At 49.5% G+C, this 12,793-nt stretch carries 14 protein-coding genes; 9 read left to right on the top strand and 5 right to left on the bottom strand.

Annotation, left to right across the window (positions count from 1 at the left end; translation table 11 throughout):
- Window positions 1-2 precede the first annotated feature (2 nt).
- The 9 genes from tolA (at window position 3) to UF06_RS01845 (ending at window position 8,335) form a co-directional block, all read left to right on the top strand.
- Complete coding sequence (gene tolA, locus UF06_RS01885; protein ID WP_045568930.1) at window positions 3-1,079, top strand: cell envelope integrity protein TolA; 1,077 nt, start codon at window positions 3-5, stop codon at window positions 1,077-1,079.
- Window positions 1,080-1,091: 12 nt separating this feature from the next.
- Window positions 1,092-2,441 (top strand): Tol-Pal system beta propeller repeat protein TolB, encoded by a 1,350-nt coding sequence (tolB, locus tag UF06_RS01880; RefSeq protein WP_039433163.1) that lies wholly within the window; start codon window positions 1,092-1,094, stop codon window positions 2,439-2,441.
- A gap of 31 nt (window positions 2,442-2,472) precedes the next feature.
- Window positions 2,473-3,027, top strand: coding sequence for a peptidoglycan-associated lipoprotein Pal (pal, locus tag UF06_RS01875; protein WP_045568929.1), 555 nt, complete (start codon window positions 2,473-2,475; stop codon window positions 3,025-3,027).
- Window positions 3,028-3,042: 15 nt separating this feature from the next.
- Window positions 3,043-3,843, top strand: coding sequence for a tol-pal system protein YbgF (gene ybgF, locus UF06_RS01870; protein ID WP_045568928.1), 801 nt, complete (start codon window positions 3,043-3,045; stop codon window positions 3,841-3,843).
- A 113-nt stretch (window positions 3,844-3,956) separates the two neighbouring features.
- Window positions 3,957-5,018: a quinolinate synthase NadA gene (nadA, locus tag UF06_RS01865; protein ID WP_045568927.1), complete on the top strand. Its 1,062-nt coding sequence runs from the start codon at window positions 3,957-3,959 to the stop codon at window positions 5,016-5,018.
- Between the two features lie 104 nt (window positions 5,019-5,122).
- Entirely contained in the window at window positions 5,123-6,166 is a 1,044-nt protein-coding gene (locus UF06_RS01860) for an ion channel (protein WP_045568926.1), read from the top strand.
- Between the two features lie 16 nt (window positions 6,167-6,182).
- The gene (locus tag UF06_RS01855; RefSeq protein WP_045568925.1) at window positions 6,183-6,599 is read left to right on the top strand and encodes a DUF350 domain-containing protein; all 417 of its coding nucleotides are present in this window, start codon (window positions 6,183-6,185) and stop codon (window positions 6,597-6,599) included.
- An 8-nt stretch (window positions 6,600-6,607) separates the two neighbouring features.
- The gene (locus UF06_RS01850; RefSeq protein ID WP_045568924.1) at window positions 6,608-7,171 is read left to right on the top strand and encodes a DUF1190 domain-containing protein; all 564 of its coding nucleotides are present in this window, start codon (window positions 6,608-6,610) and stop codon (window positions 7,169-7,171) included.
- Window positions 7,172-8,335, top strand: coding sequence for a glutathionylspermidine synthase family protein (locus UF06_RS01845; RefSeq protein WP_045568923.1), 1,164 nt, complete (start codon window positions 7,172-7,174; stop codon window positions 8,333-8,335).
- A 108-nt stretch (window positions 8,336-8,443) separates the two neighbouring features.
- Here UF06_RS01845 and UF06_RS01840 read toward each other — a convergent pair whose 3' ends face one another.
- From UF06_RS01840 to UF06_RS01820, 5 genes are all read right to left on the bottom strand, one after another.
- Window positions 8,444-8,911 (bottom strand): copper chaperone PCu(A)C, encoded by a 468-nt coding sequence (locus UF06_RS01840; protein ID WP_045568922.1) that lies wholly within the window; start codon window positions 8,909-8,911, stop codon window positions 8,444-8,446.
- Window positions 8,912-8,939: 28 nt separating this feature from the next.
- Window positions 8,940-10,076 carry a porin gene (locus tag UF06_RS01835; RefSeq protein ID WP_045568921.1) on the bottom strand — a complete coding sequence of 379 codons (1,137 nt, stop codon included), beginning with the start codon at window positions 10,074-10,076 and terminating at the stop codon, window positions 8,940-8,942.
- Window positions 10,073-11,236, bottom strand: coding sequence for a methanobactin export MATE transporter MbnM (locus tag UF06_RS01830; RefSeq protein ID WP_045568920.1), 1,164 nt, complete (start codon window positions 11,234-11,236; stop codon window positions 10,073-10,075). Before UF06_RS01830 ends, UF06_RS01835 begins: the two co-directional genes overlap by 4 nt.
- Before the next feature lie 5 nt (window positions 11,237-11,241).
- On the bottom strand, window positions 11,242-12,144 hold the full coding sequence (locus UF06_RS01825; RefSeq protein WP_045568919.1) for an MbnP family copper-binding protein: 903 nt from the start codon (window positions 12,142-12,144) through the stop codon (window positions 11,242-11,244).
- 147 nt (window positions 12,145-12,291) lie between these two features.
- Window positions 12,292-12,744 carry a hypothetical protein gene (locus tag UF06_RS01820; protein ID WP_045568918.1) on the bottom strand — a complete coding sequence of 151 codons (453 nt, stop codon included), beginning with the start codon at window positions 12,742-12,744 and terminating at the stop codon, window positions 12,292-12,294.
- Window positions 12,745-12,793 lie beyond the last annotated feature (49 nt).

Here is a 12,793-nt window from a genome sequence, read left to right as displayed (position 1 = left end):
TCATGAGAGAAAAGAAAAATAAAAAGAATGATTTCGTAGTCCCCATTGTGGTCTCACTACTCCTGCATGTCGCCTTAGTCGTTGCTTTGCTTTGGAGCACCGATTTTAATATGCCTAAACCGCAAGCTTCCGGGCAAATGGTACAGGCTGTGGTGATTGACCCTAAGTTGGTACAGCAGCAAGCGAATGAAATCCGTCAGCAGCGGGAAAAAGCAGCGAAGAAAGAACAAGAGCGGCTGGACAAGTTGCGCCGTGAAGCGGAACAGTTGGAAAAGAACCGCAAAGCAGACGAAGAGCAACTGCGTAAGTTAAAAGAGCAGCAAGTTCGAGAGGCGAAAGCGGCACGTGAAGCAGAAGAGACGCGCAAAAAGAGAGAGCAAGAGCAAAAAGTCGCAGAAGAGAAGGTGCGACAGGAAAAAGATCGTGCCGCTAAGCTAGAAGCTGAGCGGAAAGTGAAAGAAGAGGCGATTAAAAAAGCCGAACAAGAGCGCGTTGCGAAAGAAGCGGCTGCCGCTAAAGCCGAACAAGAGCGTCTAGCAAACGAAAAAGCGGCGAGAGAAGCCGAAGAAAAGGCTCTCCGTGAGCGCGAAGCTGCGCAAAAAGCAGAGCAAGAGCGGATTGCTCAACAAAAAGCCGCTGCAGAGGCAGCGGAAAAGGCGCGCAAAGAGAAAGCACGTTTGCAGCAGTTGGAAAAAGAACTCAAAGAAAAAAAAGAAAAAGAAGCAGCGCTCAATGATATTTATTCTGGGCTAGAGACGGAAGCGAGTCATAACAATGCCGCAAAAAGTCAGTTTGTCACTGACGAGAAAAATCGATACGGACAAATATATCAGCAGCTAATTCAGCAGAAGCTGATAAAGGATGAATACTTACTGGGAAAGTCTTGTCGAGTTAATATTACTCTGATCCCGACCGGAGTGGATGCGATTGTCAGTTCAGTAAGTGTTCTTGAAGGTGATAGCCGCGTTTGTACGGCAGCAAAGAGCGCGATTGCTCAGGTCGGCAATTTCCCTATGCCAGAAGATGAAGCAGTCAGAAAAGAGCTGCGAACTATTAACCTCACTGTTGCTTTAGAATAAAAGGATTATGACGTGATGAAACGCCTTTTACTGGGTTTAGTACTGCTGGTCAGTAGTGCCACAAATATAGCTCATGCAGCCTTGGAGCTGATCATTACTGACGGTATCGATTCGGCAAGGCCTATCGCTATTGTTCCGTTTAAATGGCAAGGGAAAGCCGCACTTCCAGCCGATGTCTCCGCGGTGATTGCGTCCGATCTGCAACGTAGCGGTAAGTTTAGCCCAATCGCAACCAATAAAATGCCCCAGACTCCTTACAACGAATCTGAGGTTAACTTTGACGCGTGGACGGCTTTAGGCGTTGATACGCTGGTGACTGGCAGCATTAGCCAAAATGAGAAAGGTGAGTATGTCGTCCGCTATCAATTGATTGATGTCGTGCGTGGCATGCTTACCAAAGGCCAAAGCCGGGCATTGGAGGATGGCCAACTCGTGCTATCAAAAGATCATGTGCTGTTTACTAAAGTCGCAACCGTCGAAGGGGAACGTCTGCGCGAATACGCCCATCGTATCTCCGACTTGGTCTATGAGCGTTTAACCGGAGAGCGCGGTGCATTTTTGACTCGCATAGCGTATGTGGTGGTCAATGACAACGACAAATTCCCCTACCAACTGAGAATCTCAGATTACGATGGTTTTAATGAACGTTTGGTGTTGCGCTCAAAGCAACCACTGATGTCACCAGCTTGGTCTCCTGATGGTCGACAGCTGGCTTATGTGAGCTTTCAAAATGGTCAGGCGGAAATCTTCATACTGAATATTTATACTGGTGAACATGAGAAACTAACATCATATCCACGTCATAATGGTGCGCCACGCTTCTCTCCAGATGGGAGTCAATTGGCGCTTGTCTTGTCCAAAACGGGCTCTTTACAGCTCTACACGCTGGACTTAAAAACTCGCCAGTTAACCCAAATAACGCGGGATAGATCAAATAATACGGAGCCATTCTGGCATCCTGATGGCAAATCGCTCATCTTTACTTCGGATCGGGGTGGTAAACCACAGATATATAGAGTAAATTTGAGCGACGGGTCGACTAGCCGTCTTACTTGGCAAGGTAGCCAGAACTTGGGTGGACAGATTACTCCGGACGGAAGATTCCTGATCATGGTTAATCGTAGCGAATCCGGCTTTAATCTGGCCAAACAGGATTTGGAAACGGGTGCGGTTCAAGTATTGACCAAAACCTTACTTGACGAGTCACCGAGTATTGCGCCGAATGGAGGTATGGTGATTTATAGCTCCATTTACGATAAGAAAAATGTACTGTCGATGGTGTCTATCGATGGTCGCTTTAAAGCTAGATTACCGGCAACGAATGGGCGTGTCAGAGCTCCCGCATGGTCTCCGTTTTTGTAGCAACTAAGTTTGATTAATAAAGGAAAATAAGATGCAACTTAACAAGGTTCTTAAAGGGCTTCTAATCGCACTCCCAGTAATGGCTGTTACAGCGTGTAGCTCAAGTGATGACGCAGCGTCTAACGCTGGCACCAGCACTGAAACTAACCAAACAACGTCTGGTGGTTCAGCGACGACTGGTGGTACTGATACCACAGTGATCACGCCGATCAACCAAAACGGTCAGCTATCTGAGCAAGAGCTTAAAGAACAGACTCTGCGTGAAACTCAAACCGTTTACTTCGCGTTTGATAACGCAACTATCTCAAGTGACTACGAAGAGATGCTAGCGGCGCACGCGGCGTACCTAAGCAAAAACCCGTCTCTGAAAGTGACTATCGAAGGTCACGCCGACGAGCGTGGTACACCTGAGTACAACATCGCGCTGGGTGAGCGCCGTGCACAAGCTGTAGCGAAATACCTGCAAGCGATGGGCGTTCAAGCGGATCAAATCTCTATCGTGAGCTACGGCGAAGAGAAACCTCTTCTTCTTGGTCAAACCGAAGAAATCTACGCGAAAAACCGTCGCGCAGTATTGGTTTACTAATTGAGGGAATGCCTCATGTTCAGTAACACTAAGCGAGCGGTTACGCTTACGTTACTGGCAAGTGCAGCGAATATTGCATTCGCTGCACCAGCCCCAGTATCTGATCTCAATAGCGAGCCCGTGACAGCGTCTGTTGTCAACGCTAGCCCATCTGCCGTTAACGCTGCTCCCGAAACGGATGTTCAGCGTCTTGAGCGTCTTCTGCAAAATCGAAATCGAGTTCAACTGCAGATGCAGCAACAAATCGATCAAATGTCGCTAGAAATCGCTGAGTTGCGTGGCAAACTTGAGCGCAATAGCTACGATATGCAGCAAATGCTGGAAAGACAGCGTGAACTGTTCATCGAGTTGGATCGCGTACGGGGCGAAATTAAGTCCGTAGGGAATACGAGCGTACCAGCGGCCGATGTGGATTCGGGTGCAGATAAAGGTGTGTACAGTACCAACGTGGATGAACAGACCGCATATCAAAATGCAGTTGACATGATTTTGAAAAAGCGCGATTACGCTGGTGCGATTGCTGCATTTATTCAGTTTCAAAAAGATTTCCCAAGTTCGAGTTATGCTGCGAATGCAAGCTATTGGCTAGGTCAGCTTTATTTTGCGCAAAAGCAGGATAAAGAGGCGGCGAAGAGTTTTGCTGAGGTTGTTACCTACCGTGATTCCAACAAGCGTGCTGACGCTTTGGTCAAGCTGGGTGATATTGCGGCTCGCAACAACAATCAGGCGGAAGCGAAGAAGTTTTATCAGCAGGCGATTGACGAACATCCCGGTAGTGCTTCGGCCAAGGTCGCTAAATCAAAATTGCAAGAATAAGGAGCTCAGGCTCCTTATTTTTTGCCAGTTTTCTGCATGCTATGGCTTTTGCATCTTCTATTCGCTTGAGGTTACAATACGCGAACTATAGGAAGTTGCGTAGAGCACGAGCAATGAGCCACATTTTAGACAAGATTGACACGGTTTATCCTTTCCCTCCAAAGCCTATCCCTTTGACGCAGGAACAAAAAGAGCAACATCTTTCCAACATCAAGGCATTGTTGAAAGAGAAAGATGCCGTTCTGATTGCCCATTATTACACTGATCCTGAAATTCAAGCCCTCGCGGAAGAAACGGGTGGCTTTGTCGGCGACTCTCTGGAGATGGCCAAGTTTGGTAACCGCCACCCAGCGAGCACCTTGATTATTGCTGGTGTGCGCTTTATGGGTGAATCGGCAAAAATCCTCACCCCAGAGAAACGTATTTTGATGCCGACATTGGAAGCCGAATGTTCTTTGGATCTGGGTTGTCCTGCTGACAAGTTCACGGCGTTTTGTGACGCGCATCCAGACCATACGGTCGTGGTGTATGCCAACACGTCTGCTGCGGTGAAAGCGCGAGCTGACTGGGTGGTGACGTCCAGTATTGCACTTGAAATTGTCGAGCATTTGGACGCCGAAGATAAGCCGATCATTTGGGGACCAGATCGCCACTTGGGCTCTTACATCGCAAAGAAAACTGGTGCTGACATGCTACTTTGGCAAGGTGAATGTGTCGTGCATGATGAGTTCTCTGCCGATGCGTTACGCAAAATGAAAGCAGTTTATCCCGATGCCGCTATTTTGGTGCATCCCGAATCGCCAGCCAGTGTGGTTGAACTGGCCGATGCCGTGGGTTCAACCAGCCAACTGATCAAAGCGGCCAAGGCATTACCTCAGCAGAAGATGATCGTCGCGACCGACAAAGGCATTTTCTTTAAAATGCAGCAGCTCGTGCCAGAGAAGGAGCTGATTGAAGCGCCGACAGCCGGTGCCGGCGCAACATGTCGCAGTTGTGCCCATTGCCCTTGGATGGCGATGAATGGCCTGCAAGCCATTGAGACCGCTTTGCGTGATGGTGGTGAACGACATGAGATTTTTGTAGATGAAGAATTGCGTGTTAAGTCTTTGATTCCATTAAACCGTATGTTGGACTTTGCCGAAAGATTGAACATGCAGGTAAAAGGAAACGCCTAATACTGCGCACAAGATCACAAAATGGAAACCAGCCTAACCGGCTGGTTTTTTTATCTCAAATAATTGGCTTATATTCAGCACCCTGATGAATAAAGGGGTTCACTATGTCGATTTGGCTGGTGCTAAAAAAGTGGTTTCAAACCCATGTATTTAGGCTAAGCAACCGCAATTTACTGTTACTGGTTGGCGTGTACCTGAGCCTTTGCTGGGGACTATTACGTTGGGCTGGTGAGGATGCGATTACCCGTGATCTCTCGGTATTTGTTTACTATTTGATGGTGACGGCATCGACAGTGGGGTATGGCGACTTATCACCCAGCACCACTTTTGGTCGCTGGGTTGTGGTTCTCGTTGTTATTCCAGGTGGATTGAGTCTGTTTGCTGCGTTACTCAGTCGTATCGCGGCTGGGGCGATTGATTACTGGCGTGCTGGCGTCTTGGGTAAAAGGAGAGTTCGAGTGGAAAATCATATTCTTTTATTAGGCTGGAATAACCAGCGAACGATTCATTTGATCCGCATGCTGCAACATGAAGAAGCGGGTAAGCGGCCGATTGTGCTCTGTAGCCGTTCAGACATTGAGAACCCATTACCCGGCGAGATAGGTTTTGTCAAAGTGACCAGCTATACCGATGGTCAAGAGATGAACAACGCCAACGTGGAGCAAGCGAGTTGCATCATCGTCGATACCCAGCAAGATGACATTACCCTGTCCGCCGCGCTCTATTGTGCGAGCGTCAACCCGAACGCCCATTTGGTGGCCTATTTCAAAGATGATGCGCTTGGCCGTTTGCTTAGCCAGCACTGCCCAACCGCAGAATGCATTCCTGCGGTGGGTGCGGAAATGCTGGCCAAGGCGGCCGTTGACCCTGGCTCTAGCACTTTGCATCAAGAGCTACTCGCATCGACCAGAGGGATGACGCAATACTCAGTGTTGTACCCGAAAACGCAACCTGAAACCAATGTCGCCAGTGTGTTCACCTTTATTAAGCAACAGCATCAGGCAACGCTAATTGCCGTTGATGTCGGCCAAGGGATTGAACTCAATCCACCACTCAACAAGCGCATTCCATCCGGCAGCAAGCTCTTTTACATTGCAGACGAGCGGGTGGAGTCGTTCCACTGGAAAACAATGAATCAATTAAGGTAAACATCTAGGTAAAATCATGGACATGCTCTCTAAGTTGTTGGCAGGATTCCCCAACTTTCTCCTCTATTTTTCACTGTCGTTGGCTTTTGTGCTGGCTTTTAAATTTATCTATGTCCGACTGACACCATATGACGAGTGGACGCTGATAAAAGATCATAAAAACACCGCTGCGGCGATCGCCCTTAGCGGCGCGTTTTTGGGGTACTGCTTGGCCATCTCAGGCGCGGCGAAAAACTCGCTCAACATTGCTGACTTTGCCGTTTGGGGCGTTGTTGCCTTGATGGCGCAATTGGTCGCGTTTGCCATCGTTCGTTTGGTGTTATTGCCGCGCATCGGTGAGCGAATTGAGAACGATGAAGTGCCAGCGGGCATTGTTCTGGCAACGGTTTCGGTGTCTGTGGGTGTACTCAATGCTGCGTGCATGTCTTACTAGGAGTCGAGATGAAACGCAGTTCTAACGTGAAAAAATCGTCTTTTGAGAAGGTCATGCCTGCCCTTCCTTATCTTCTCTTTGGTGGTGTCGCTGCCTACTCATTCTATGAGCCCAAGACAGAAGGCTATATTTACCGAGACAGCGAACAGTGCAAAAGAAACCACGCCAGCTATTCAGAGCAGTGCGAACTGGCCTACAAAGAGGCAGTCGCGCGCGCGGAGTTCAGTGCGCCGCGCTATCAATCAGAAAGTGAATGTAAAAGAGAGTTTGGCTATGATTCTGATGACTGCTACTACAGCAGCACCTACCACTCTTATATGCCACGCATGAGCAGCTTCTTTTACACACGAGACACCAGCGGTTTAAAGTCTCGCTCAAACGCCTTTTTCTCTGAGCCGCTCTACCGCTATCGTAGTGGTTACTACTCTGGCAGTGGTGTTTCTTATGGTACGAAATTGGGCCAAGCGATGAAAATCAACACCAGCTCGATTAAGTCAAGCGGCGGCACGATAGGCAAAGTGATGTCGCGCGGCGGGTTTGGTAAATCGGTCTCTATCAGTCGAGGCGGCTAAATGTTTCGTCGCGAAATAAAAGAACGTGAAGATTGGCGCGCACTTGCCGAGCGCTACGGCTTTGGCTTTCATACCATGTACGGACAGCCCTATTGGGATGAATCGGCCTACTATCAATTTAATTTGCAGCAGATTGAACACGATCTCGAAGCGCCGACGGAAGAGATCCACCAAATGTGCCTGTCCATCGTCGACAAAGTGGTGCATGACGAAGTGCTTCTGGCTCGTTTTGCCATACCCGAAACGATGTGGGAGGCGGTGCGCCGTTCATGGTTGATGCAAGAACCATCGCTTTACTCACGGCTTGATTTCGCCTATTCAGGCAACGGCCCAGCCAAGTTATACGAGAACAATGCCGACACCCCGACATCGCTGTTTGAAACGGCCTTTTGGCAGTGGATATGGTTGGAAGATGTGGTGAGTCGAGGCGTGATTTCTCGACGCGCCGACCAGTTCAACATCTTACAAGACTATCTCATCGAACGGTTAGCCCATATTGCCCGTTTGCAGCCGGGGCAAACCTTGTACTTCAGTTGCTGTAAGGAGACTGAAGAAGACCGGGCGACCGTGCAGTATCTTGAGGATTGTGCAAGAGAAGCCAGACTTTCCACTGCGTTTGTCTATATCGAAGACATTGGTGTCGATGAAGAAGGGCAATTTGTCGATCTCGAGAATCGGGTTATTCGCTGGATGTTCAAACTCTACCCTTGGGAAGAGATGTTCCATGATGAGTACAGCCAGTTTCTCACCACGTCGAAAATCAATTGGTTGGAGCCGATGTGGAAGTCGGTATTGTCGAATAAAGCGTTGTTGCCCTTGCTATGGCAAGAGTTCGAGGGGCATCCCAACCTTCTGCCGGCCTATTTTGCCGATGATACAAAAGCGAGCGCATTGAGTGATTTTGTGCGCAAGCCCTTGTTTTCTCGTGAAGGAGCGAACATTGAGATCGTACGTAATGGGAAATCTCGTCATAAAACCGACGGGCCGTATGGGGAAGGGCGTTTTATTGTCCAACAATATTGCCCGTTGCCAAAGTTTGCTGATAACCACACCTTAATCGGTAGTTGGTTAGTCAACGACAAAGCGGCGGGTATTTCGATTCGTGAAGATTCAAGTTTGATCACTCAAGACTTGGCTCGTTACCTGCCGCACGTGATCGTGTAACGTCCTGTCAGCAAAAGGCACCGAGGCCGCCCTTGTGGGTTTTCTCCTCAGTGCCTTTTCTTTTTCGCGAGTTATCTTGCTATTGCATCTTCATCATGGCAGGCGGTATTAGTGAGTGTGAGTATGCACATGGCCCGCTTCTTCAATCGCCATCTCGACTTCGATACTGCCCGCTTTTTTAAACGTCAGCGTCATCGGGAAGCGTTCGCCTTTCTTATAGCTCTGGCTTGGTTTGAAGATCATCAGGTGATAGCTGCCGGGTTCGAACATCACGCTTTGCATGCTGCCGACGCGAACCGCGTCAATTTTCTTCATCTGCATCATACCGTCAGCCATTTCATGAGTATGAATTTCCACTCGCTCAGCGATTGGGGTTGACGCGCTGAGCAAGAAGTCGTCGCTAGTTGCGTTGTTCTTCAATTGGAAAAAGCCAGCAATCACCGTCGCCGTTGGTGGCGCTTCACGGCTCCAAGGGTGATCGATTTGTATGCTGCCTTGATGGTAGTCATGGGCAAAAACGCTGCTAGCGGCCAAGGACAGCAGTGTGATGAGCAATGTGTGGATGGTTTTTTTCATCTTAATTTACCTTGTGGTTTTTCTTGGTTTACCAGTTCAGGTTGCCCTGATACACCAGCCAAAATGCGTTTTGGCTAAGGTGAGTGATTTCTTCGTAGTTACCTTGTAAGCGCAGCGTTTGCGCTGGCGCAAAATGCCAGTTGAGCACCGCGCTAATGCGTTGAGGACGCAAACCTTCGGCATTGAGCGCTTGACTAAATTCACTGCTCTCTCTGCTGACTTGGTTGTCGCTGATGAGAGCGTCGTAACGCAGCGCCAGTTCAAACGTCTCTCTTTGCCAAACAATCTGCGAGCTCACCCCATACTGAAAGGCATCGAGGTCGGTTTGCATCTGCTGAGAGTCGCTAAGACGGGCATCGATTTGTTGCCCCATCCATTGCGCTTCAATGCTAAATTGTTGCCACTGCCATTGAGCGCCGAGAGCAACCAAGGTGGTGGTGCCATCAAAGATAATCGCGCTGCTCGTGGTCGTATGGCTATGACCTTGGTTGGTTTGTGCGCCGCGTTGGGTTGCATCGAAGTGTGCCAGCGAGCCGACGACTCGCCACGAATGCGCTTGTTTAAAACCTTGCCATTGATAGCTCAAGCCAAGCGCTGCGGGTGTACTTTCGCTTGCATCCGCTTGGGCGGGGTAGCCATTGCCACGACCAACCCAAGCGGTAAGATCATGCATACCACTGGCGTAGGTGAGCTTGATGCTGTCGTCTTGATACTGGTTGGCGAGAAATGCTTGCTGTGACAACGATGCATCGACAAATCGCCAGTCGTGCTCATGCACGTCATTGTACAAACCAATGGGCGACAGTTGACGGCCTAAACGTAAGGTCCAGTTTTGTCCGAGATGAGGTTGTAACCAGACCTCTTCGACCTCGACATTCTCTCCGTGGTGGCTACCGAGGATGATTTTTCCGGCTAACACTTGCGGCCAAATGGCTAATAGCCCCAGCTCACCGTGCATCAATTGCACGCCTTGCTCTTGGTGCGCCGCACCTGCGCTGTTCAAAATACCCGGGATAGCAAATTGCTGATCGCGACTTTGATGGTAGTAGCCGAGTTGAGCGAACACGTTGCTTTTTACTTCAATGTTTGACTCATGGTTCGGGTTGGCATAGGCAATATGGCTAGAGAGCAAACTAACTGCCGTGAGTGTGAAAGCGTGTTTCATTGGTTATTCTCCGGCAAAAATGGGTTGGCATAGCGCGGGTTGCGAACAAAGGCTTCATCGTTGAGCGCCCCCAAAAAGGCCAGTACGTCCTGCTTCTCTTGCGGACTCAGAGTAAAACCATTGACAAACTCACTTTTGTTAGGGTTGAGTCGCCCATCGCCTTGGTAGAAACCGCTTTCGATATGACGACCGCCTGCGGCGTAAAAATCCAGCACTTCAGAGAGCGTGGCGATGCTGCCGTCGTGCATGTATGGCGCGGTATAAGCAAGGTTGCGTAGCGTGGGCGGGCGAAATTTGCCTTTGTCCACTGCGTTTGCTGTCACTGTATACAGGCCATTGTCTTGCGCTGGATAGCTGCCTTGCTCATCTAAGTTGTACAGGCCGGTGTTAAAAAATGGGCGACTGACAAATACCGTATCGGCGTGCAAGGTCGAATCGCTGAAATTAAAGCCGCTGTGACAATGAAAGCACTCCATCTTTTCGCTGTTGAACAGTGCCTGACCGCGTAGGGCCGCACTGCTCATCGTCCCTTGATCAAAATCGCTCTCTTTGGAGATCAAGGCGCGGTTAAACACCGCCAGCGCTTTGATGATGTTGGGCAAAGTCACGGGTTGCTGCTCGTTCGGAAACGCTTGGTTAAACAGCGTCTGATATCGGGGATCTTGCTCAAAGCGTTGTAAAATCTCGTCACGATTCGCATCGTTAATCCCCATCTCAACCGGAAACTCACCAAACAGCGGGATCACCAGTTGTTGCTCTATGGTGTGCAACACCGGATTGGCCCAAGTGTAGGAGGCGTTGTAAGCCACATTGGTTAGCGTTTGCGAGTTGCGGTGGAGCACCTCGCCGGTCGAACCGGTTGGAACCGCCAGCCCATCGGTAAACGCGAGCGCCTGCTGATGGCAAGATTCACACGCAAAGGTCTGATTGCCCGATAAACGCTTGTCGTAGAACAGGTGTCGTCCCAACTGGAATTTTTCTTCACTGGCCGGGTTATCGTTTGGCTCTCTCGGCATGGGAAGAGAGCCCGTTTGAAAGTCAAAACCACTGTGGTTGGTTGAACCCGCCGCAGTGACTTCGTAGCTTGATTCGCCGTCACAGCCCGTTACTGATGTCAGCACGAGCAGTGTCAGCAAACCACTCTTGAGGTTTGCTGACATCGGTATTACTCCACGCTCACCCAAGATTGTGAAGTCGAGCAGTTGCCTGCAATGCACTCACCAGTGATGAGATCCAACCCTAAGTTATCAAACACGCCTTGGCAATCAGGGTCGCTGCTCGCCGACATACAGCCCAATGGCGTTGCATCCGTATTTTTAGAAATATCGCTGTTGGCGACCAGTTTTTGATAATCGAACACCACCTTGTTGGTGGCTAGGTTGAAGTTATCCAACTGATATTGTGGGCGGTTCGGGCGAGAGCCTGCGCAGTCGACGACTTCTGCGTTGGCATCGGTCACTTCACAGCCTGTGGTGCCAAGGTGGATGTTCCAACCCGCCACATCCATGCGTAAATGTTTGTGCCCTTTTTGCCAGCTCCAGTTCATCCCCGTGACATCAAGAGGAGAGACAGCATCATCACCGTCAATGCCGTAGTGGTTGAGATCTGCTGGCACGCCGAGGGTAAAACGAAGGCTTGTGTATTTGCCTTGTGGAACTTTGCCGCGAATCGTGTGGTTGGTGTCTGGATTGCCGTTAGCACAGCTGTCCGAGCCCGTTTCAAAATCCAGCAGGGCGACATTTTGATACTGCCATTTGCCGTCTTGGGTAAGTTCGACGGATACCGCTTCGCCTTGTTCGTTGATCAGAGTAACTTCAGAGATATACACACGAACATCGCTAAAAGTGGGTTGGCTGTTGGCTGTGCCTACGACACTGTTGTTCATCGCTTCGCAGCGAATTTCTTCATTGCCGACTCGTGCCGCAAACTGAATTGCTACCTCTTGGCTGGTTTTGCTATCGGTGTTACTTGCCCCCGCACTGCTGTTGTCACTGCCGCCACATGCGGCCAATAAGCTACAAAGAGTGATAGATACGAATGTTTTAGCGCTTAATGATGGGTTAAACATGATTCTTCCTTCTGAATTTTTAGTTAGCGCGCGCCGTTTAACGGATAGCATTAACGGATAGCAAACAGCACGCGCGCACCATCCCGTTAAGGGTGGCGTTTTTTTATGTTGAGCGTGAATGACTCAGCTGAGCCGATGGCTCAGAGATCAGGCGAAGAAAGAGTGCGGTGGAGATTGCTTCGGGGCGATGGAGAGATACACCTTTTGTAAACAAAGAAGGTGTTGATAGAAGATACGTGTTGGGGCGGGGCGAGACAGCCACGCCAAGATGACGGCTAAGCAGAGAACGGCTAGGCTTAAAGAAAACTGGCATGCTTTGAGCAGTGGGCAGTGAAATTTAAGGTTTTCATGGCCGCTGTCCGCATTGGGTACTTCGAGGTTGTTGGCTTCAATCAGTTCACTGATATCCACCCACTTAAAGCCTTGCGCGGTACATAGCAGCACTTTGCCGCCTTGGCTGTCTGATAGCCAGTTCTGTCGATTAACTTGAGAAGGGTTGAGCGCCATGGTCGCCAACAGATAAATCTGAAACAACAAAGCAATAATGACGTAAAACGCCACTACTTTTTGTTTGGTTTGCGGATTTATGCGTAGGTACATTGCAACATAGGGTTAACCGAAATTGGCACGGATACTAACAAATAACCGC

Origin of the sequence: Vibrio sp. S234-5, from assembly GCF_000960595.1 — a bacterium.
Classification (GTDB): Bacteria; Pseudomonadota; Gammaproteobacteria; order Enterobacterales; family Vibrionaceae; genus Vibrio.
The sequence above is the reverse complement of the archived record's forward strand: the minus strand, read 5'-3'. Positions and strand labels throughout refer to the sequence as shown.